Genomic DNA, 20,840 nt, shown 5'->3' on the forward strand with positions numbered 1-20,840 from the left:
CGACGGGCCGCGCCCGCCGTCGGATCATCCCAGCTGAGCGCGGACAGGATCGCAGCATGGACGTGGTGACGACCAAGGAACCGAGCCGGCCGACGCCGGCACCGGAGCCGGGCCGCCCCGGCGCGGGCGGGCGGCTGTGGGCCGCCGCCCGGTACGCCCTGCCCGCGCTCGCGGTCTACGCCGTGATCCGCCTGGTCGGTGTGCTCAGCGTCTCCCTCTGGGCGCGCAACGTGGGCATGTCCCTGGGTGAACGGCTCACCCGGGCCGACGGCAACTGGTACCTCGCGATCGCCCAGCACGGGTACGACGGGTACGAGAAGACGCAGAGCAACATGGCGTTCTTCCCGCTCTATCCCGGTCTCACCGCGGGCCTGGACCGGATCTCCCCGTTCAGCCCGCGCGAAGCGGCGCTGATCGTGGCCTGGCTCGCCGCACTGGCGGCCGCCTGGGGGCTCTTCGCGATCGGCGCCCACCTGCACGACCGGCGCACCGGCGTCCTGCTCGCCGCGCTCTGGGCAGCCATGCCGCACGGCGTCGTGGAGTCGATGGGCTACAGCGAGAGCCTGTTCACCGCCCTGGCCGCCTGGACGCTGTACGCGCTGCTGCGCCGCCGGTGGCTCACCGCGGGTGTGGTCTGCCTGTTCGCCGGCCTGACCCGGCCGACCGCCTCGTCGCTGATCCCGGTGGTGGTGTTGGCCGCGCTGCTGGCGATCGTCCGGCGCCGCGACGGCTGGCGGCCCTGGGTCGCCCTGCTGCTGGCCCCGGCCGGCTGGCTGGCCTACCTGGCCTGGGTGGGCGCGCGGACCGGGCGGCCGGACGGCTGGTTCCACATCCAGTCGGCCGGCTGGGGCACCACCTTCGACTTCGGCGTCTACACGGTGGAGCGGGGGCAGCAGGCCCTGGTGCAGGTGGCCGCGCTGCCGCTGCTGGTGGTCACCGTCGTGGCGCTACTGTCGATCATGTTCTTCGTGCTGAGCGCGCTCGACCGGCAGCCCTGGCAACTGCTGCTCTACAGCGGGCTGCTGCTGCTCACCACGCTCGGCGCGGCCGGCTACTACCACTCCAAGGCGCGGTTCCTGCTGCCGGCGTTCCCGCTGCTGCTGCCGGCCGCCGTCGGCCTGGCCCGGGCCGGCTGGGCGCGGGCGGCCACGGTGCTGGTGACGCTGACCGCGTTCTCCGCCTACTTCGGCGGCTACCTGCTGCTGATCTGGACGAAGTCGCCCTGACAGGTCACCCGGTGACGGGCCGGACGGCCGTCACCGGGTGAACGGCCGGACGTCCCAGAGCCAGACGTCGTCGACCCGCTGCCCCGGGCCGTACAGCGCGTCGAGCACGGTCTTCAGGTCGTCGTGGCGGCGGGCTCCCCGATCGGGCAGCGCCACCGCGTCGGCCTTCCAGTACCGGACGTCGGCCCGCGCCTGGGCGATCTCGGCCGGGCCGACCGCGGTCCCCCGTTCGCCGAGCGAGACGGCGGTGAGCAGCTTGGCGGTCGGCTGGGGGTCGACGCCCCACCGGCCGGTGGCGTCGGTGGCGGAGACCGGCGCGAGGAAGTAGCCCTCCGGCACCGCGAAGCCGGCCACCGCCGCGGAGCTCCAGTAGAGCGACGTCATGCCGTTGACCGGCACCGGGACCAGGGTGCGACCAGGGGCCACGTGGTCGTGCCAGGCGCCGCTGGTGACGAAGTCCGGCACCGGGTTACGGCCGCGGGCCTCCAGCGGCATGGGCAGGATCGGCAGCAGCGCGGCGGCCACCGCCACGGCGCCCACCCGGGCCGCCAGGCGGCCGGACGGCTGGTCCCGGTGGGCGGCGAGCCGGTCCCCGGCGACGGCCAGCAGCACGCCGAGCGCCACCGTGGTGATCAACGCGAACCGGGACACCACCACGGAGTCGAACACCGGCAGGTTCTGCACCAGCGCGAACGGCGCCGGGATGTCGGTGCGGCGGGTGCCGGAGGTCCAGGTGGTGCCGATGGAGAACAGCGCCGAGACGAGGCCGACGGCCCCGAGCACCCGGACCGTGATCTCCCGGCGCAGCCACCAGAGCAGGCCGAACGCGACCACCAGCATCGACCATCCGTAGAAGCTCGCCTGCTCGGTGGTGTTCGGCGCCCAGCCGACCGCGCTGGTCGGGCCGCCGGCCACCGACTGGGTGGCGAACTTGACGAACGAGCCGAGCTTGAGGGCGTAGATGTCCGGGGTCCCCGGGTGACCGACCCGGTGCTGCGGTCCGGCGAACTGCATCCACAGCGGGTACGCGGCCGCGATCGACACCAGCACGGCGGTGATTGCGAGGCCGGGCAGCATCGGGCGCAGCCGGCGCACCGCGTCGCGGGGCCGGAAGGCCAGGTATGCCAGGACCAGCATCAGGCAGCCGAGCGCGGTGAGGAAGAGGATCTCCAGGCTGATGAAGAACTGGGCCACCACCAGGCCGCCCAACACGAGGCCGTCGCGGACCACCCGCCCGCCTCGGGACAGGGCGATCACCCGCCACACGATGAACGGCACCAGCCACTGCGCGGTGATGTGCGGGTGACCGTTGCTGTGTGAAACCAGCGCCGGCGCGAAGGCGCAGAACAGGCCGCCGATGAAGGCCGCTCCGCGGGACTCCACCACATGCCGGGAGAGCACGTAGTACCAGGCGTAGCCGGTGCCGGCCAGGTTCAGCGTGATGAACAGCAGGTAGGAGAAGGACGCGCCGAAGAGCAGGGTGACCGGGGTGAGCACGAGCCCGGGCAGCTGCATCCCGACGTTGGTCATCAGGTTCACGCCGGACGGGGCGTTCTGGAGCGTGGTGAAGAACGGGTTCTCCAGGTGGCTGACCGCGTGCGCCGCGTAGGCCAGCATCCACTCGTTGAAGCCCTGGTCGTTGGGGCGGCTGCCGAGCAGGCGCCCGTCGTAGTCCCGCCAGCCCCGGGCGGTGACCCAGAACGCGCCGGCCAGGTAGACCAGGGCGACCAGCGCGTCGACCCGCCGCCACCGGCCGCCGCCACGGCGGCCCTCGGCCGCCGCGTCCGGACCCGACCCGGTCGATGGCGCGGTCGCCGTCGGGCGCGGGGTGGACGACCCCGGATCGGACGAGTCGTCGCCCGCCGCCTCGGCACCGTCAGTGCGGACGGGCTCACGGTCGCGGGTGTCGGGCGCGGGCGAGGTCATGGCGTAGGAGTCTACGAAAGCCGTCGCTCCGGTCGGGGACCGGCCGAGGCGACGTCGTCGTGTCGCGGGCACCACGGGTGACCTGGGCCCCGGTGACCCGGGGCACGGTGCCCGGGCGGCCCGCCGGGCGGCGACAGGTCCGGCGCGCGGGACGGCGTTATTGTAGTGTCCGCACGCTGTCCGAGGGTCGTTACCTGGCCGTCGGCGGAGCAGGCACCGCATCCGGCCGATCCGTCCAGGTCGCGACGCGGCATCTCCCCACCTCCCCAGGATCGGAATCGATGAACAACGGGCGAACTCTCTGGGACTCGTTGAAACTCCCCCGGCCGCGACGGTCCGGGTCCCGACCGCACATGGTCTACCTCGCGATCGGCTTCCCGCCGGCGGCCAAGAGCTGCGCCTACCGCATGCGGGAGACGGCGAACCAGTTCGCCGCCGCGGGCTGGGACGTGACCGCGGTCACCATCGCGGACGAGGCCTGGGAGCGGGAGTACGGACTCGACCACACCCTCTCCCAGGGCCTGGACTCCCATGTCCGGGTGGTGAAGCTGCCGCTGTTCCGGGACGACCTGGAGACCGACATCCGCTCCTTCACGGAGCAGCGTGCCCTGGCGCACCTGGACTACCTGGCCAACCTGCGCAAGCAGAACCTGAAGGTCTTTCCCGAGCCGGTCTTCGGCGGCTGGCGCCCCGCGCTGGAGAAGGCGCTGCTCCAGATCCATCGGGAGCGGCACGTCGACCTGCTGGTGACGACCTGCGCCCCGTACGTCAACCTGGCCGCGACCTGGAAGCTGTGGGAGACCCACCGGGTGCCCTACGTGGTGGACTTCCGCGACGGCTGGTCCGTCGACGTGATCAACAACGGTGAGGCGTTCCCCAAGGAGTCGGTCTCCGGGCAGTGGGAGATCAAGCTGCTCACCGACGCCGTGGCCATCTGGAACGTGAACGAGCCGATCTCCCGCTGGTACCGCGAGCGCTACCCCGAGCTGGCGCACAAGATGCGGATCGTGCGCAACGGCTACGACGCGGCCAGCATCCCGGCCCAGGTCCGTCCCGCTCCCCCGGACCGCCCGCTGACCTTCGGTTACCTCGGCGCCCTGAACCTGCCCGTACCGCTGCTGAAGGCCGTACTCGAGGGCTGGCGGACGGCGCGCGCGGAGGACCCGGCACTGGCCGACGCCCGCTTCGAGGTGCGCGGCCACATCGGTGCCGCCTGGGCGCGCGGCGACAACGCGCACGCCGAGCTGCTCAAGGCCGCCGCCGCCGACGGCGTGCTGGTCGGCGGCTCGGTGCCCAAGGCCGAGGTGGTCGACCTCTACTCCCGCTGGGACGCGGTGGTACTCATGGTGACCGGCGGCCGGTACATGACCTCCGGCAAGGTCTACGAGTACATGGCGACCGGCCTGCCGGTGGTGTCGGCCCACGAGGCGGACCACGACGCCTCCACCGTGCTGTCCACCTATCCGCTCTGGACGGGGGCGGTCGGACTGGATCCGGCCGAGCTGGCCGGCGCCTTCCGGCGGGCCGCCGCGATGGCCCGCACCGCCGACGAGGCCGAGCGGGAGAAGGCCCGGGCCGAGGCGCGGCAGTACGCCCGCGAGGAGCAGCTCATCCCCGCCGTCCGGGAGGTCACCGAGCTGGTGCTGGGCGCCGGCGGACCGACCGGCACCCCGCAGGTGTCCCCCGCCGGCGCGCGCGTCCTGGCCCGAGAAGGTAGGTCATGATCGAGGTCCTGATGGTTATGGGAACCGTCCCCGGCCGGGTGGCGGTCCTGACCGACGCGCTGGAGCAGTTCCGCGCCAAGGGCGTCACGGTGCGGGTGGCCACCACCTTCGACCCGGTGGAGAAGATCCCGGCGGCGACGGAGCTGGCCGAGGTGCACCTGCTGCCCACCTCCACCGAGCTGGGCCCGCGGTTCGGCCGGATGGTCAAGCGGGCGAGCCCGGCCCGGCGGCCGTGGCTGCGCGCGCAGCGCGACCCGTGGGTCCGCCGGCACGCCAAGCGGGCCGACGTCCTGGTCGCCTTGGACGCCCAGGCGCTGCACACCGTGTGGCAGCTGGCGCAGCGGTACCGGCGGGCCGACGCGGTCTACGGCATCGCACCGGCACTGCGGGCGGTGGAGAAGCGGTCCGCGGAGCCGGCGCGCTACCGCCGGCCCCGGCTCACCACCGTCGGCCCCTCCCCGGCCGTACTGGCGAGTGCCACCCGCAGCCAGACCGTCGACCTGGCGAAGCGGGTGTTCGAGATGAGCACCGGCAAGAGGGCCATGAAGCTCAGCCCGGTGCGCTGGTTCTGGCAGGGGGCCGTCACGGCGCCCGGCCTGCCGGAGCGGCACCGGGGCAAGATCGCCCGGCGGGTCAGCGGCAGCATGCTCAAGACCGGGCACGGCGCCAGCGCGAAGCGGTTGGCGCTGGCGGCGCAGGGCCGCCTGACGAGCGCGACGACCAAGGGGCAGCTCCTCGGCCCGATCGTCGACGCGGAGCTGAGCCAGGGCAAGGTGCCCGAGCACCTCATGACCGTGGTGCGGGGCCAGCTCAAGCTGGCCGACGGCTTCCTCAAGAAGCGGAACCCGGGCAAGGCCGCGCCGCACGTGCTGCGCGCCTTCAACCTGATGTTCCACCGGATCGTGCAGTTCGACGGTCCCACCTCGCCGCTGGCCGAGGATCCGGAGAAGTTCCTCGCGCCGCTGCACAACAGCGAAGCCGGCAGGGCGATGGCGACACCGCGCGGCCGGCAGAGCCAGGCGGAGTTCCCGCCGGCCGGCCGGCCGCACCGGATGCTCTTCTTCACCGGGCTGAACGACAACTTCCTCGGGCCGATCCTCGAGCGCTACGAGGCGATGCCCGAGGTGGAGGTCCGCCGGCTGAACCTGATGGAGGAGTCGATCCTCCCGGTGCTCAGCAACGGCCGCACGAACGTGGTGCACCACATGCTCGCCGGCACCTCCAAGCGGGCCGGGGAGGTCCAGGAGGCGTGGGGCCCCCACCTCGCCTGGGCGGACACGGTCTTCGTGGACTGGTGCAACCTGGGTGCCGCGATGCTGACGATGATCGACCCGGGCACCACCCGGGTGATCGTCCGCCTGCACAGCTTCGAGGCGTTCAGCTGGTGGCCGCACCTGACCGACTGGTCCCGGGTGGACGATGTGGTCTTCGTCTCCGAGCACCTCCGCGACCTGGCGCTGGCTGCGGTGCCTCGGCTGCGCGCCCCGCAGGGGCCCCGGACGCACATGATCAGCAACGCCATGGAGCTGCACCGGTACGTGGCACCGAAGGTCTCCGCCGACAGCCGGTTCACCCTCGGGCTGGTCGGGTTGAGTTCGCTGGCCAAGGACCCGCGCTGGGCCCTGGCCGTGCTGCGGGAGCTGCGCCGGCGGGACGAGCGGTACCGCCTCAAGCTGATCGGCGACGACCTCAACCCCGAGCTCAGCCCGGCGATCGCGGCGTACGTCCGGGAGCTCGACGCCGAACTGGCCGAGCTGGAGGCGTCCGGCGCCGTGGTGCGGACCGGCCGCACGGATGATGTCCCCGGTGCGCTCACCGACGTCGGGGTCATCCTCAGCACCTCGCTGCGGGAGAGCTTCCACTGTGCACTCGTCGAGGGTGCGGCCAGCGGCGCCGTGCCGGTGGTGCGGGACTGGCCGTTCTTCGCCGGCCGGGCGCACAGCGCGCGGAGCCTCTTCCCCAGCGACTGGGTGGTGGGCACCCCCGAGGAGGCCGCCGAGCGGATCCTGGCCCTCACCGCGTCGGAGGAGGTCTGGCGCGAGGCGGGCCGGGCGGCGGCGTCACACGTGCTGAGCACCTGGGACTGGTCGGTCACGCAGAAGGACTTCGACCGACTGCTGCTGGAGCCGCCGGCCACCGCCGGCTGACCGCCGGATCCGCGGAAGACAATTCGGCCGGCTCCCGAGGGGAGCCGGCCGAACCGTTTGTCGGGTCAGGTGGTGCTCGCCGGCGTCCGCCCGTCCTCCGGCCGCCGCGCGGCCGGAGGACGTGCCCCGCCGTCCGCCGGAACGCCCAGCAGTGAGCTGTACACCTCGTCGAGGATCCGGGCCTGGGCCTCCCACGTCCAGGCCTCCAGCAGGCCGGGCTTGTCATAGGCGGCCCGATACCGCTCCGGGTCGGCGAGCACGGACCGCACGGCCCGGACGTAGTCGGTCAGGTCCTCGGCGGTGAACACCTCACCCTGGCCGGTGGCCCGGGCGGTCTGCGCCATGGTCTTCACGTCGCTGACCACGATGGGCAGCCGGGCGTGCGAATATTCCAGGAACTTGGTGATCAGCGCCAGCTCGTGGTTGGGCTTGTGGTGGATCGGGATGACGCCCGCGTCCGCCGCAGACAGGAACGGCACCACCTGCCAGTGCATCACGTACGGCAGCAGGTGCACCCGGTCCGCGACGCCCAGCTCGACGGCCCGCTCCCGCAACTCCTCGGAGAACTGGTTGTCGCCGTTCGGGTTCATCGTCACGAACGCGACGTGCACCTCGGGCAGCTCGGGCAGCGCCTCCACCATGATCTGGCAGCCGCGGCTCGGGTTCACCGCGCCCGAGTAGACGAGCACCGGCGTCCGGTCGTCCACGCCGCAGAGCGCTCGCAGGTCCGGCACGTCGCCGTCGGCCTCGGCCGGCGGGGCCATGGGCGCGTTGAGCACCACGGCCGGCCGGTCGGGCAGGCCGTGGGTCTCCTGGAGCAGGTCGGCGAGGGTGTCGGAGACCGTCACCACCGCGTCCGGGTAGGCGGCGTACTCGGCCGTGTAGGCGATCTGGGCCGGCAGCCAGCGCGGGTTGTCGGCCCGGCCGGTGATGCCGCCGACGAACTCGTGGGCGTCCCAGACCAGCTTGGTGTCCCGGCCGGCGGCCCGCGCCCGCAGCGTCGCCCGCGCCCCGATCCCGAGCATCCGGAAGTCGTTGGCGTGGATGATGTCCGGCTCCAGCTCGTCGATCGCCGTGCGGAAGGCCAGCTCGAAGTCCCACAGGCCCGGGTCCAGCCGGCGCCAGCTGCGGTTGCCCAGCAGGCTCTGCCAGAACCGGACGGGCAGCCGGTTGAGCAGCGCCTCCGGGTCGCCCTGGGCCTTGCGCAGGCGGCGGGTCTCCCCACTGCGGAACCGCACCCACCGGGCCAGTGCCGTGGCGGCGGCGCGGGACGGCATCTGGGCCGCCCGGCCCACGGCGGCGGGAAGCCGGCCGCCGAGTGCCTGGGCGCGGACCCGGCGCTCGTAGAGGTCGGCCTGCCAGGCCTTGATCTCCTGAACGCGATAGGCGGCCTTGGTGGTCGAGGCGTACGCCAGGGGCCGCCGCAGCGAGCGGCTGTAGTCCCGGGGCAGCCGGTGCAGCGGCTTCGGCACCCGGAGCAGCCGCACCTCGGCGTCGCCGATCCGCCAGTTGTCCGACTCGGAACGCGGGTTGCGGATGCCGAGGAGGACGACCTCCCAGCCGGCGTCGGCTGCCGACCGGGCGGCCTTCTGCACCCGGGAGTCGCCGTGCACGCCGTTGTCGACCAGCATCACCACCCGTCCCCGGGTCGGTCGGGCGTTGCTGTTCGGGCCTGCTTGCATCGGGTGCTTCTCCTGGTTGACGGGGTGGGGCACGGGCGGTCGGCGGGTCACCGGAGGAAGGCGTCGAAGGCCTCGGCGGTCCGTCGCCCGTCGTGGTGGTCACGGACGTATCGCGCGCCCTCCGCGGCGAGGGCGACCGCGGCGCGCCTGTCGTCGAGCAGCGACTCGATCGTCTTGACCAGCGTGCTGGGCGTGGCGTTGGCGATCGGCGGCTGGACGCCGGCCGCCCGGTGCGGCCCCTCGCTGACGTACGCCACCACGACCTTGCCGGCGGCCATCCCCTCGCAGGAGAAGGTGCCGTAACTGCCCATCACCAACTGGTCGACCACGATGTCGCAGTCCTGCACCAGGCGACGCATCTCGCTGTGCGGCAGACCCTCCACCAGGCGCAGTTCGATGATCCGTCGATCGTGCAGCTCCTGCAACTGGGGCAGGAGCCGGTCGGTGCCCTTGGTCCACCGCTTCGACGGCGCGTGCAGCACGACGGGCCGGGCGCGTTCCAGCACCGGGCGGTCACAGGACCAGCCGTCCACGTCGACGATCAGCGGTGCCCAGGTGGCGAACGGCAGGTCGTCCAGCAGGTCGGGGGTGGTCACGAAGATCGGCAGGCCGCTCTCCTCGGCGGTGCGCCGGTTCCGCTCGGTCACCGTGGTGAGCTGTTCGCGCAGTTCCTCCGGGGCGTCCCGGAACGCGGACTCGGCGTGCCGCTCCAGGTGCGCGCCCGGGTGGCGGATCTCGCTGCCGTGCGCCAGGAGCGCGACCTTGATCCGGGCGCGGCGCAGCGCGGGCAGGTCCGCGGAGATGTCGTCGCCGTTGACCCGGCCGAGCACCGGGCGGAAGGCGTCCACGATCAGGTGCGTGTACCAGCCGAGCACCCGCCGGGCCTGCTCCAGCTGCACGTCGAGCCGGTGTTCCCCGGGGTAGTGCAGGTACCGGTCGGCCGGGTAGCGGTACGTGGCCGGTGGCTTGGCCATCACCAGCTCGACGCCGACGTCCGCTCGCGCGGCGCTGATCGCCACCGCCAGGGCGGACAGCTGCCCGGCGTAGTTCGCGGTGCCCAGCCCCAGCCGGACCGGACCGGCGCCGAGTGCCCGCCAGGGACCCGGGGCGCCGGCCTCGATCGGCGCTGCCGGGGGTTCCACGGGTGCGGGCATCTCGTCGCCGCCGCGCTGCCAGGCCCGCTCCACCGCCTTCGCGAACGAGGGCAGCGAGCCGGGCGCGAAGAAGTCGCCGGCCTGGTGCCGGGCCAGATGCTCGCGGACCACCCGGTTGTCCGCCGCGACGACCCGCAGCCCGGCCGCGAGGAAGGTATCGAGCAGCGCGAGACCGGCGTCCGGTTCGAATCCGAAGACGGCCACGTCCGCCGAGGCGAGGAACGCGGCTGTCACCGTACGGGGGCGCGGCACCTCGTGGACCCGGCGCCGGGCCTTGCCGGCCCGGCGGATCAGGTCCTGGGCCGCCGCCCGCTCGGCTTCGCCGCAGACCAGCGCCAAGTGGAACTCGGGCAGCCGGGCCAGGGCGCGTACCACGCCGGCCAGGGCCCGGTCGCCCGCGATCCCGCCCGCGTGCACGAGCAGGGGCACGGTGGCGGGCAGCTCGCAGAGCTCACGTACCGAAGGGTTCTCCCAGGGCCGGTCGCCGGCGGCGGCCCGGCGGAGCGCGATGCGCCACCGCCGGGGGAGCCGCCGCTTCACCGCGGAGACCGTCCGCCGCACCGGCGCCGGGCTCATCGCAGTGCCGGCTCCACGTCACTGCCGCTGGACGCGACGGACACGACCTTGCCGTCCGAGGCGGACTCCAGCAGGCCGGCGGCGACCTGCACGGTACGCAGGCCCTGCCGCAGGGTGACGATGTCGCTCTGCTTGCCCTCGACCGCGTCGCGGAAGCGCTCGTGCTCGACCAGCAGCGGCTCGCGCTTCGGGATCGCGTACCGGACCATGTCGCCCTCGGCCACGCCGCGGAATGCGCGCAGCGCCTCCCACTCGGTGTCGATGGCGGCGTTGGCGTAGAAGGTCAGGTCGGCCGTGAGCGTGTCGGCGACGAAGCAGCCCTTGTCACCGGTGACCACGGTGGACCGCTCCTTGAGCGGGCTCAGCCAGTTGACCAGGTGGTTGACCATCGTGCCGTCGGCGAGCTGGCCGACCACGGCGACCATGTCCTCGTGCAGCCGGCCGCTGCGCGAGACCGTCCGGGCCGACACCGAGCGGTATTCGCTGCCGGTGACCCAGGCGGTCAGGTCGATGTCGTGGGTGGCCAGGTCCATCACCACGCCGACGTCGGCGATCCGGTGCGGGAACGGCCCCTGGCGCCGGGTGACGACCTGGAAGACCTCGCCCAGCTCGCCGGCCTCCAGCCGGGTGCGCAGGCTCTGCAGCGCCGGGTTGTAGCGCTCGATGTGCCCGACACCGGCGACCAGGCCGGCCGACTCGAACGCCTCCACCAGCTTCGTGGCGGCCTCGACGGACTGGGCCAGCGGCTTCTCGATCAGCGCGCAGACACCGTTGGCGGCCAGCTCCAGGCCGACCTGCTCGTGCAGGGCGGTCGGGCAGGCGACGACCGCGTAGTCGACACCCATGGCCAGCAGGTCACCCAGCGTGGGAACCACCGGCGCGCGCAGCGTGCCGGTCACGTCGCCGGCCGGGTCGACCACGCCGACCAGCTCGACGCCGTCGAGGTTGGACAGCACCCGAGCGTGGTTGCGCCCCATCGCGCCGAGGCCGATCAGGCCGGCGCGCAGCTTGCGGGCCTCGCTCATCGGGCACCCCCGGCGAGGTTCGCGCCCTCGGCGATCCGCTCCAGGTCGGCCGGGCTCAGCGACGGGTGCACCGGCAGCGAGACCACCTCGGCGGCGGCGCGCTCGGTCTCCGGCAGGTCCCACGGGCCCGGCTTGCCCTCGGAGTCGAGGTAGGGCTTGAGGCGGTGGATCGGGGTCGGGTAGTAGACCGCGTTGCCGATGCCCAGCTCGGTGAGGCGGGCCATGGCCGCGTCCCGGTTGCCCTGCACCCGCACGGTGTACTGGTGGTAGACGTGCTTCGCGGCGTCCGCCACGGGCGGGGTGACCATCCCGGTGATCTTCGAGTCGAGGAACTTGGCGTTGGCCCGGCGCTGCTCGGTCCACTCGGCGAGCTGGGTGAGCTGCACCCGGCCGATCGCGGCGGCCACGTCCGTCATCCGCATGTTGGCGCCGACGATCTCGTTGGCGTACCGCTGCTCCATGCCCTGGTTGCGCAGCAGCCGCAGCGTGCGGGCCAGCTCGGCGTCGGCGGTGGTGACCATGCCGCCCTCCAGGGCGTGCATGTTCTTCGTGGGGTAGAAGCTGAAGCAGCCCGCGGTGCCGAAGGCGCCGACCGGGGTGCCGTGCAGGGCGGCTCCGTGCGCCTGGGCGGCGTCCTCCACCACGGCGAGGCCGTGTCGCTCGGCGATGGCCATGATCTGGTCCATGGCCGCCGGGTGACCGTAGAGGTGCACCGGCATGATGGCGACGGTGCGGGGCGTGACGGCGGCGGCGACGGCCTCCGGGTCGACGCAGAAGCTGCCCGGCTCGATGTCCACGAAGACCGGCTCGGCGCCGACCAGCCGGACCGCGTTCGCGCTGGCGGCGAAGGAGAACGAGGGCACGATGACCTCGTCGCCCGGGCCGAAGCCGAGCGCCATCAGGGTGAGCTGGAGCGCGGAGGTCCCGGAGTTGACGGCCACGCAGTGCCGCCCGGCGACCAGCTCGCCGAACTCCTCCTCGAACGCCGCGACCTCGGGGCCCTGCACGACCCGGCCGCTCCGCAGCACCCGGACAGCCGCCTCGATCTCGGCCTCACCGATGATCGGTCGTGCTGGGGGAATGAACTCTGGATGCGGCCCGACCATGGGGCTTCCTCCTGTCGACAGGGTTCTCACGTGGGGGACGGTTTCGGGGGATGGTAGCGGTTGATGCTCAAAACAACCCGGTCGCACCCATTGTCCGACCAGTTGTTGTCCTGGTGTTCATGATCGACTGGCGGGCCGCGGACGGGGACCCGGGGGTCACACTTCCACCTCGCCGCGGACAGGCCCCAAGCATGCTACCCGGAGGGCCGCGACGATCGCGGAGGCCAGGCGGGGCACCTCGTCGAGATCCAACGGCGCCCGGGAGATGGCCATCCGCCAGTAGACCGGACCGACGATCAGGTCCACCGCGGCGCGCCGGTCGGTGTCCGGGGAGAGCTCACCCCGCTCGACGGCCCGGCCGATGAGGATCCGGCCGACGGCCTGCTGGTAGTCGTCCAGCGCCGCCTGGAGCTTCTCCGCGATCTGCGGATTGCGGGCAGCCTCGGCCAGCAGGTCCGGGATGATCTGCGAGGCCAGGCGGTGACGCAGCGCACGGGCCATCACGTGGAGCAGGATCTCCAGGTCGCCCAGGAGGCTCCCGGTGTCCAGCAGCGGCAGGTTGCGGCCCGCCGCCGCGGAGACCATGTCCAGCACGAGGTCGAGTTTCGAGCGCCAGCGGCGGTAGATCGCGGTCTTGCTGACCCCGGCCCGGCGGGCCACCGCCTCGATGGAGAGGCGGCCGTAGCCGACCTCGGCCAACTCCTGCATCACGGCGGCGCGGATGGCACTGGTGATCTCCCCGCGCAGCACCGCCGCGCCGGCCGGGGCACGCCTCTTCTCGGTCGTCACGTGGGACAATGTAGCGCAACGACGATACGGTTGCGTCCCGACGTGTTTTCGACTACCTTCCACGCATCAGCGAGGCACCTCCCCGCCCGGCCACGCTAGATTTCCACGCCGCGACACACATCTCCTGCTCCCCATCGGCACGAAAGATCGGAGCGCCTCACCATGGCCAACACCGCGGTGGCCGACCCCGAATCCGGGCTGACCCGGGCCCAGCTCGCCCAGCGGTACGGGCTCCGGGTCGCCGGGGAACGCCCGCCTCTGGCCGAGTACGCCCGCCGGCTGTGGGCGTACCGACACTTCATGACCGCGTACTCGCGGGCGAAGGTCGCCTCCTCGTTCAGCAACACTCAGCTCGGCCAGCTCTGGCAGGTGCTCACCCCGCTCACCAACGCGGCGGTCTACTACCTGATCTTCGGCGTGATCATCTCGCAGAACCGGCACGTGCCGAACTTCATCGCGTATCTCTGCACGGGTGTCTTCATCTTCACGTTCACCCAGAGCGCGGCACTCCAGGGCACCAGCGCGATCACCGGCAACCTGGGCCTGATCCGGGCGCTCCAGTTCCCGCGTGCCGCGCTGCCGATCACGGTCACCCTCGTGCAGCTCCAGCAGCTGCTCATGTCGATGGTGGTGCTGGCCGGGATCGTGCTGTTCACCGGCGAGCCGATCACCTTCCGCTGGCTGCTGATCGCGCCGATGCTGGTACTCCAGTCGATCTTCAACGTCGGGCTGACCATGATCATGGCCCGGATCGGCTCCAAGGTCACCGACCTCAAGCAGGTCATGCCGTTCGTGCTGCGGACCTGGCTCTACGGCTCCGGTGTGCTCTACAGCGTCAAGCTCTTCGAGGACCGGCTCCCTGGCTGGGCGGCGACCGCCCTGGAATCCAACCCGATCCTGGTCTACATCGAGCTGGCCCGGTACGCGCTGCTCGACTCGGCGTACCCGGCACACATCGCATCCTCGCCGCCGCGGCTGTGGACCCTCGCGGTGCTCTGGGCGGTGGTCTTCGGTGTCGGCGGATTCGTCTACTTCTGGCGCGGAGAGAAGGAGTACGGCCGTGGCTGACCTCACGCAGCCGGCGGGCAGCACCGCCGTGGAGGACTCGGGGCGCATTCCCACCGTGGTGGTGGACGACGTGCACGTGATCTACAAGATCCACAAGGGCGCCACCGGGGGCACCACCCCGGTCTCCGCGCTCAAGCGCATCGTGTCCCGCACCAACGCGCCGAACATCCGTGAGGTGCACGCGGTCAAGGGGGTGAGCTTCACCGCGTACGAGGGTGAGGCCATCGGCCTGATCGGCAGCAACGGCTCCGGCAAGTCCACCCTGCTGCGGGCCATCGCCGGCCTGCTCCCGCCGGCCCGGGGCGCGGTCTACACGCAGGGCCAGCCGTCCCTGCTCGGCGTGAACGCGGCGCTGCTCAACGACCTCTCCGGTGAGCGCAACGTGGTGCTCGGGTGCCTGGCCATGGGCATGTCGCCCGAGGAGGTCAAGCGGCTCGCGCCGGAGATCATCGAGTTCTCCGGGATCAACGAGCGCGGCGATTTCGCCTCGCTGCCGATGCGCACCTACTCCTCCGGCATGGGCGCCCGGCTGCGCTTCGCCATCTCCTCCGCGAAGAAGCACGACGTGCTGCTCATCGACGAGGCGTTGGCCACCGGTGACCGCAAGTTCCGGGCCCGCAGCGAGCAGCGGGTGCGGGAGCTGCGCGACAGCGCCGGCACCGTTTTCCTGGTCAGCCACTCCATCGGCTCGATCCGGGACACCTGCGAGCGCACCATCTGGCTGGAGAGCGGCGTCCTGAAGATGGACGGCCCCACCCAGGAGGTCTGCGACGCCTACGAGAACCAGAAGTAGCCGTCCGGGAGCGCACCGGTCCCGGGCTCGCCCGGGTCGGTGCGCTCCGTCGTACGCGTTAAGGTTTCCCTCGGCGCCGACCAAAATTCACCACCCGGTCACCGAACCCCAAACCCCCCGCAGAAGTGAGGAACGGCAATGACGCAGGACCGCACCCCCGCACCGGACGCCGCGCCGGCGAGCCCGGCTCCCTGGCGCCCCTCGCGGACGGTGGCCGTGATCCTCGCCGGGGGGACCGGGACACGTCTGGGGCTGGGCATCCCGAAGCAGCTGCTGAAGATCGCCGGCAAGCCGATCATCGAGCACACCCTGGCCGTGTTCGAGGCGGCACCGGAGATCGACGAGATCATCGTGCTGATGGCGGCCGGGCACGTGCCCGACGCGGAGCGGATCGTCGCCAACGCGGGCTTCCGCAAGGTCAGCAAGGTGATCGAGGGCGGTGACACCCGCAACGACACCACCCGGATCGCGCTGGACGCCGTCGGCGAGGGCGACGTCAACATCCTCTTCCACGACGCGGTGCGCCCGCTGGTCAGCGCCCGGATCGTGCGCGAGTGCGTGAACGCGCTCTGGAGCTACTCGGCGGTGGACGTGGCCATCCCGTCCGCCGACACGATCATCCAGGTCGACCAGGACGAGTGCATCACCGACATCCCGGTCCGCGCCACCCTGCGCCGCGGCCAGACCCCGCAGGCGTTCCGCTCCGGCATTATCCGTGAGGCGTACCGGCGGGCCGAGGGCGACCCGGACTTCGCCGCGACCGACGACTGCGGCGTGGTGCTGCGTTACCTGCCCGGCACGCCGATCAAGGTGATCGACGGCTCGGACGAGAACATCAAGGTCACCCACCCGGTCGACGTGCACCTGGCGGACAAGCTCTTCCAGCTCGCCGCCGCCCAGGTGCCCAAGGTCAGCGGCCACCGCGGCTACACCGAGGAGCTGACCGGCCGGACCATCGTGGTCTTCGGCGGCAGCTACGGCATCGGCCACGACCTCACCGAGCTGGCCCGCCGCTACGGCGCCCAGGTCTTCCCATTCAGCCGCTCCACCACCGGCACCCACGTCGAGCGGGCCGAGGACGTCTCGGCCGCGCTGAAGACCGCCTTCGAGGCGACCGGCCGGATCGACCACGTGGTGGTCACCGCCGGGATCCTGGAGAAGGGCGCCCTGGCGGAGATGGACGAGGAGACGATGGACCGCCTCCTGCACGTCAACTTCGTCGGCCCGGTCACCATCGCCCGGCAGTCGCTGCCCTACCTGCAGCAGACCAAGGGCCAGCTGCTCCTCTACACCTCCAGCTCCTACACCCGGGGCCGGGCCCGCTACGCGCTCTACTCGGCCACCAAGGCCGCCCTGGTCAACCTGACCCAGGCGCTCGCCGACGAGTGGGCCGAGTTCGGCGTACGGGTGAACTGCGTCAACCCGGAGCGCACCGCCACCCCGATGCGCACGAAGGCGTTCGGCGAGGAGCCGGAGCACACGCTGCTCTCCGCCGAGGCCGTCGCCCAGGCCTCCCTGGACGTGCTGATCTCCGAGCTGACCGGCCAGGTGATCGACGTGCGCCGGGCGCCCGGCGAGCCGGTGGTCGCGGTGCCCGCCCAATCGGGCGCGCAAGCGTCTGAGCAGATGCCCACCGGCATCGACGCCTGAGTCGCGGGACAGGACGAGCCAGATGCGCGGTGACCTGGTCCGGAAGCTGCTCGCCCGGGTGCTGACCACCGGGCTGGCAGTGCTGGCCTTCCTCGTCGTGGCGCTCACCGGGGCCACCGGCTGGGGCCTGACGGTCGCGGTCGCCGCGCTCGCCGCCGCCGCCTGGGAGCGCCGGGTCCGGCCGACCGCCGACGGCCTCGCCGAGTCGGTGCTGGTCGCCGCCGGCATCCTGGTCGGCTACGCCCGCCGGCTGGACGCCGGCTTCGACCCGGCGCTGGCGGCCACCGCGCTGGTCCTGCTCGGCCTGGTGCTGCTGGTCGGGCCGCTGCGCGACGCCGGCGCGCTGGAGATCCGGGCGGCCAACCTGCCGGTCCGGTCCTGGACGCCGATGGTCGCCGCCCGGCTCGGCGACGCGCTGCTGGTGCTGCTCGCCCTGGTGGCGCTCGCCGCCGGCCTGGCCCTGCCCGCCTGGGTGGCCCTGGTGGCCGCGCTGCTGGTGGGGGCGGGCTGCGGCGCGGTCGGCCTCGACCTGGCCCGGCGCCGGTTCCGGCCGCCGGCCGGCGGCGGCCCGGTGGGCCGGGCGCTGCGCCGGCACCAGCCCGAGTTCCTGCTCTACTTCTCCGCCCCGCCCGGCTCCGAGTACCAGGTCACCATGTGGCTGCCCTACCTGGAGCGGATCGGCCGGCCGTTCCTGGTGCTGCTGCGCGAGCCCGAGTTCCTCCCGACGGTGGCCGCGGCCACCAGCGCGCCCGTGGTCTTCTGCCCCACGCTGAAGACCATGGACGAGGCGCTGGTGCCGAGCCTGCGGGCGGCCTTCTACGTCAACCACGGCGCGAAGAACAGCCACTGCATCCGCTTCGCGCAGCTCACCCACGTGCAGCTGCACCACGGCGACAGCGACAAGGCGCCCAGCGCCAACCCGGTCTCGGCGATCTTCGACAAGATCTTCGTGGCCGGGCCGGCGGCCATCGAGCGGTACGCCCGGGCCGGCGTGGAGATCCCCGCCGAGAAGTTCGTCGTGGTGGGCCGGCCCCAGGTGGAGGCGATCGAGGTACGCCGGGAGCCGGTCACCGGGCTCGCCCACCCGACCGTGCTGTACACCCCCACCTGGACCGGGCACCACGCCGACGCCGACTACTGCTCGCTGCCGGTGGCCGAGACGCTGATCCGCCGGCTGCTCGACCGGGGGGCCACGGTGATCCTGCGGGCGCACCCGTACACCACCCAGAACCCGGCCTCGGCCCGGCAGTTGGCCCGCCTCACCGAGCTGCTCGCCGCCGACCGGGCCCGGACCGGGCGGGCGCACCTGTGGGGCGCGGCGGCCGCCCGCGAGCTGACCCTGACCGAGTGCGTCAACCGGGCCGACGCCCTGGTCTCGGACGTCTCCGGGGTGATCTCCGACTGGCTCTACTCGGGCAAGCCATACGCGGTCACCGACATGGGCGTCGACGGGGACGACTTCGTCGCGCGGTTCCCGCTGGCCGGCTCCGGCTACGTGCTGCGCCGGGACATGTCCAACGTGGACGAGGTGCTGACCGGGCTGCTGGACACCGACCCGAAGGCGGCGGCGCGCTGGGCCACCCGGGCCCGCTACCTGGGCGACTTCCCGGCCGAGTCGTACGCCGAGGTCTTCCTCGACGCCGCCCGCCGGCAGCTCGCGCCGGTCCCGACCGCGCCCGCCCCGCGCGACGGCTCCCCGGTCCCCTCCCCCGCCGCCTGACCCGACGGTCAGAGGTACGCGTCGAGCAGGGCGAGCACCGCCGCGGGGTCCTCGACGTGCGCGTTGTGGCCCAGGCCGGGCAGGGTGGCGACCGGGACGCCCAGTTCCTTGAGCTGCGCGTCGGTCACCATCGGGTCCTGCTCCCCGCGGGCCAGCAGCACGGGGACGTCGACGGCGGCGAGCAGCGCCGGCAGCCGGGGCTCCCCCACCGCGAAGGCGGCCGGATCCATGGCCAGCCGCCACCGGCCGTCCTCCCGGCGCAACCCCGCCTCCACCACGGGGTGGTCGGGGGCGAACAGCCCGGCCAGCCCGGAGACCCGCAGGTAGCGGCGGGCCGCCTCGTCCCGGGTGGCGAACCAGGTCACCGGACGGGCGGCCAGCTCGCTGGTCTTCTCCAGGTCGGCCGGGGACCAGACGGCCTTGATGCCGAGCCCGACCACCGCGTCGACCGGCAGCCGCCGCGACCGCGCGGCCAGCGCCAGCGCCACCACCCCGCCGAGCGAGTGGCCGAGCAGCACGAGCCGGTCCCGGGGGCCGAGCCGCTCGGCCACCGGGCCGAACCCCTCGACCACCCGCCGGGCCAGGGCCTCGAAGGAGTATTCCGGCAGCGGAGACGACCAGCCGTGCCCGGCCAGGTCGGGGGCGAGCCAGCGCCCCGCCCAGTGGCGCTCCAGCAGCGGCGCCCACGGCAGCCACACCTCACCGGTGGCGCCCATGCCGTGCAGCAGCAGCTGGCGGGTACCCGTCGTGTCGCCCATAGGGCGCAGTGTGCCACCGGACGGACACGACGCGCGAGAGCGGCCGGCACGACGACGTCGGGCACCGGCTCGGTGGAGCCGGTGCCCGACGGGGAAGGGTGCGATCAGGCGGAGTAGCCGCGGGTGGCCGCCCAGTTCGCCAGGTCGATGGTGCTGACCCAGTACGCGGGCAGCGCCGGGTTCGCCGAGTCGGCGATCCGGACGGTCCGGCCGTCGTTCTTGTAGCCGACCACGGCGATGTAGTGGCCGCCCGGGAACGAGTGCCAGCCGCCGTCGGTGTCGGTGGCGTCGCCGGCCACGTTGACCACCACGCCCCGGCCATCGGTGATCGCCTTGACCACGTCCGCCTGGAGCTGGTCCATCTCGGCCGGGCTCGCCGAGCCGCCGAACATGTGGGTCCGGTACGGGTTGCCCTTGACCATCTGGTTCAGGCCGCGGGTGGTGTCCTCGGCCGAGTTGGTGCCGCTCTCGGTGGTGCCGAGCGGGCCGGCCATCGCTTCCTGGGTGGTCTCGACGCCGCTCGCGCTGAGCGCGTTCCGCACCGCGGCCGGGCCGCAGTTCCAGTACTGGGTCTGCGCCTGGTACTCGTAGTCGAGGACCTTGGTCGACGGCGGCTTCGGCTTCGCCTTCCGGGTGGTGTCCGGGTCGGTGGTGGCCTTGGCGGCGGCCTTCGCGACCAACGGCGACGCGCTCGGCGAGGCGGACGGCGACGGGATGGCGACCCGGGCCTCGCCCCGGCTGGCGACCTCACCGAGCCGCGAGCCCAGCTCGGCGACCGCGGCGGTGTTCTCCCGGTGGACCGGGGCCTCGTCGGCGGCGGTGAGGGCGGCGCCGGCGCCGCCGGCCAGCACGAGCGCGGCGGCCGAGCCGGCGATGATCTGGTACGGGCGCTCGGTCACGAGACGCCGCAGCTGACGCTTCAGGTGATGCTTCACGGGTTCCTCCACGGGAGCGTGCGCGGCACACACCGGCCCCACGCGCGGAGGAGCTCACGCGCGCTGGCGGGGCGGCGGGTCGCCGCGGAAGGGGAGCGCCCGGGGGCCGGGCGGTCGGGGGGTGGCCGGGTCAGGTCGCCGTCAGGCGAGCGCCGGCACCACGATGCCGTGGAGGCGGGGGGACGAGCGGGGGGTGGTGAGCACGAGGAATGGCACTCCTTCCGTGACCGCCGACCGGGTTAGCTGACGGATTCGGGCGGGAAGTACGCCCTACCGCGAGCCGTGGCCCGCGGATTCACCCCGGTGTTGCTGTGGGTCCCCGGTTCGTGTGAGCACGATTAGGCGGGTCGGCGCGGCGTCGCCTCTTGCGATCGGAAACCGCTCCGGACGCGCCGACACTACCGGTGGGCACTCCTGCTGCCAAGCGCTCCCACCTGCGTAAACCTCGTGCACGACTACGGATACCGGAGCAGTCGTCACTCACTTCACTCAATGGGACGAGCAGTTACGGCGGCACCGCACGGCGGAAAGCGGACATTCGGTGGCGACCGGCGCGGAATT

At 72.8% G+C, this 20,840-nt stretch carries 15 protein-coding genes and 1 riboswitch; of the genes, 7 read left to right on the forward strand and 8 right to left on the reverse strand.

Annotated features, from left to right (window positions below):
- Window positions 1-56 precede the first annotated feature (56 nt).
- The gene (locus RMN56_RS01605) at window positions 57-1,226 is read left to right on the forward strand and encodes a putative hexosyltransferase (protein ID WP_313722044.1); all 1,170 of its coding nucleotides are present in this window, start codon (window positions 57-59) and stop codon (window positions 1,224-1,226) included.
- Window positions 1,227-1,256: 30 nt separating this feature from the next.
- Here RMN56_RS01605 and RMN56_RS01610 read toward each other — a convergent pair whose 3' ends face one another.
- Window positions 1,257-3,152, reverse strand: a complete 1,896-nt coding sequence (locus RMN56_RS01610; RefSeq protein WP_313722045.1) for a DUF6311 domain-containing protein — start codon at window positions 3,150-3,152, stop codon at window positions 1,257-1,259.
- A 353-nt stretch (window positions 3,153-3,505) separates the two neighbouring features.
- On the opposite strand from RMN56_RS01610, the gene RMN56_RS01615 reads away from it, so the two are divergent.
- The gene (locus tag RMN56_RS01615) at window positions 3,506-4,876 is read left to right on the forward strand and encodes a glycosyltransferase (RefSeq protein WP_313722046.1); all 1,371 of its coding nucleotides are present in this window, start codon (window positions 3,506-3,508) and stop codon (window positions 4,874-4,876) included.
- Complete coding sequence (locus RMN56_RS01620) at window positions 4,873-7,023, forward strand: glycosyltransferase family protein (protein ID WP_313722047.1); 2,151 nt, start codon at window positions 4,873-4,875, stop codon at window positions 7,021-7,023. The genes RMN56_RS01615 and RMN56_RS01620 overlap by 4 nt, the downstream gene beginning before the upstream one ends.
- Before the next feature lie 65 nt (window positions 7,024-7,088).
- Here RMN56_RS01620 and RMN56_RS01625 read toward each other — a convergent pair whose 3' ends face one another.
- The 5 genes from RMN56_RS01625 to RMN56_RS01645 all read right to left on the reverse strand — a co-directional run bounded on the left by RMN56_RS01625 (window position 7,089) and on the right by RMN56_RS01645 (window position 13,355).
- Complete coding sequence (locus RMN56_RS01625) at window positions 7,089-8,705, reverse strand: glycosyltransferase family 4 protein (RefSeq protein ID WP_313722049.1); 1,617 nt, start codon at window positions 8,703-8,705, stop codon at window positions 7,089-7,091.
- A 47-nt stretch (window positions 8,706-8,752) separates the two neighbouring features.
- A complete protein-coding gene (locus tag RMN56_RS01630; protein WP_313722050.1) occupies window positions 8,753-10,435 on the reverse strand; it encodes a glycosyltransferase family protein in 1,683 nt (560 codons plus the stop codon).
- Complete coding sequence (locus RMN56_RS01635; RefSeq protein WP_313722051.1) at window positions 10,432-11,460, reverse strand: Gfo/Idh/MocA family protein; 1,029 nt, start codon at window positions 11,458-11,460, stop codon at window positions 10,432-10,434. The genes RMN56_RS01630 and RMN56_RS01635 overlap by 4 nt, the downstream gene beginning before the upstream one ends.
- Window positions 11,457-12,566, reverse strand: a complete 1,110-nt coding sequence (locus RMN56_RS01640; RefSeq protein ID WP_262283640.1) for a DegT/DnrJ/EryC1/StrS family aminotransferase — start codon at window positions 12,564-12,566, stop codon at window positions 11,457-11,459. Before RMN56_RS01640 ends, RMN56_RS01635 begins: the two co-directional genes overlap by 4 nt.
- Window positions 12,567-12,722: 156 nt before the next feature.
- Window positions 12,723-13,355 carry a TetR/AcrR family transcriptional regulator gene (locus RMN56_RS01645; RefSeq protein ID WP_313722053.1) on the reverse strand — a complete coding sequence of 211 codons (633 nt, stop codon included), beginning with the start codon at window positions 13,353-13,355 and terminating at the stop codon, window positions 12,723-12,725.
- A 162-nt stretch (window positions 13,356-13,517) separates the two neighbouring features.
- Here RMN56_RS01645 and RMN56_RS01650 point away from each other — a divergent pair, with 162 nt between their 5' ends.
- The 4 genes from RMN56_RS01650 to RMN56_RS01665 all read left to right on the forward strand — a co-directional run bounded on the left by RMN56_RS01650 (window position 13,518) and on the right by RMN56_RS01665 (window position 18,586).
- On the forward strand, window positions 13,518-14,423 hold the full coding sequence (locus RMN56_RS01650) for an ABC transporter permease (protein ID WP_313722055.1): 906 nt from the start codon (window positions 13,518-13,520) through the stop codon (window positions 14,421-14,423).
- Window positions 14,416-15,216, forward strand: a complete 801-nt coding sequence (locus RMN56_RS01655; RefSeq protein WP_313722057.1) for an ABC transporter ATP-binding protein — start codon at window positions 14,416-14,418, stop codon at window positions 15,214-15,216. Before RMN56_RS01650 ends, RMN56_RS01655 begins: the two co-directional genes overlap by 8 nt.
- A gap of 138 nt (window positions 15,217-15,354) precedes the next feature.
- Window positions 15,355-16,866 (forward strand): D-ribitol-5-phosphate cytidylyltransferase, encoded by a 1,512-nt coding sequence (locus RMN56_RS01660; RefSeq protein ID WP_313722059.1) that lies wholly within the window; start codon window positions 15,355-15,357, stop codon window positions 16,864-16,866.
- 22 nt (window positions 16,867-16,888) lie between these two features.
- Window positions 16,889-18,586: a CDP-glycerol glycerophosphotransferase family protein gene (locus tag RMN56_RS01665; RefSeq protein WP_313722061.1), complete on the forward strand. Its 1,698-nt coding sequence runs from the start codon at window positions 16,889-16,891 to the stop codon at window positions 18,584-18,586.
- Window positions 18,587-18,594: 8 nt separating this feature from the next.
- Here RMN56_RS01665 and RMN56_RS01670 read toward each other — a convergent pair whose 3' ends face one another.
- Together RMN56_RS01670 and RMN56_RS01675 are read right to left on the reverse strand one after the other, a co-directional pair.
- Entirely contained in the window at window positions 18,595-19,344 is a 750-nt protein-coding gene (locus tag RMN56_RS01670; protein WP_313722063.1) for an alpha/beta fold hydrolase, read from the reverse strand.
- Window positions 19,345-19,448: 104 nt separating this feature from the next.
- A complete protein-coding gene (locus RMN56_RS01675; protein ID WP_313722065.1) occupies window positions 19,449-20,291 on the reverse strand; it encodes a C39 family peptidase in 843 nt (280 codons plus the stop codon).
- Between the two features lie 201 nt (window positions 20,292-20,492).
- Window positions 20,493-20,634, reverse strand: a riboswitch (cyclic di-AMP (ydaO/yuaA leader).
- Window positions 20,635-20,840: the final 206 nt, after the last annotated feature.

Origin of the sequence: Micromonospora halotolerans (assembly GCF_032108445.1) — a bacterium.
Taxonomy (GTDB): Bacteria; Actinomycetota; Actinomycetes; order Mycobacteriales; family Micromonosporaceae; genus Micromonospora; species Micromonospora halotolerans.

Bases quoted from the DNA above. Each gene is read 5' to 3' on its own strand.
- RMN56_RS01605 (WP_313722044.1), top strand. From the start codon at position 57: ATGGACGTGGTGACGACCAAGGAACCGAGCCGGCCGACGCCGGCACCG.
- RMN56_RS01610 (WP_313722045.1), bottom strand. From the start codon at position 3,152: ATGACCTCGCCCGCGCCCGACACCCGCGACCGTGAGCCCGTCCGCACT.
- RMN56_RS01615 (WP_313722046.1), top strand. From the start codon at position 3,506: ATGGTCTACCTCGCGATCGGCTTCCCGCCGGCGGCCAAGAGCTGCGCC.
- RMN56_RS01620 (WP_313722047.1), top strand. From the start codon at position 4,873: ATGATCGAGGTCCTGATGGTTATGGGAACCGTCCCCGGCCGGGTGGCG.
- RMN56_RS01625 (WP_313722049.1), bottom strand. From the start codon at position 8,705: ATGCAAGCAGGCCCGAACAGCAACGCCCGACCGACCCGGGGACGGGTG.
- RMN56_RS01630 (WP_313722050.1), bottom strand. From the start codon at position 10,435: ATGAGCCCGGCGCCGGTGCGGCGGACGGTCTCCGCGGTGAAGCGGCGG.
- RMN56_RS01635 (WP_313722051.1), bottom strand. From the start codon at position 11,460: ATGAGCGAGGCCCGCAAGCTGCGCGCCGGCCTGATCGGCCTCGGCGCG.
- RMN56_RS01640 (WP_262283640.1), bottom strand. From the start codon at position 12,566: ATGGTCGGGCCGCATCCAGAGTTCATTCCCCCAGCACGACCGATCATC.
- RMN56_RS01650 (WP_313722055.1), top strand. From the start codon at position 13,518: ATGGCCAACACCGCGGTGGCCGACCCCGAATCCGGGCTGACCCGGGCC.
- RMN56_RS01660 (WP_313722059.1), top strand. From the start codon at position 15,355: ATGACGCAGGACCGCACCCCCGCACCGGACGCCGCGCCGGCGAGCCCG.
- RMN56_RS01665 (WP_313722061.1), top strand. From the start codon at position 16,889: ATGCGCGGTGACCTGGTCCGGAAGCTGCTCGCCCGGGTGCTGACCACC.
- RMN56_RS01670 (WP_313722063.1), bottom strand. From the start codon at position 19,344: ATGGGCGACACGACGGGTACCCGCCAGCTGCTGCTGCACGGCATGGGC.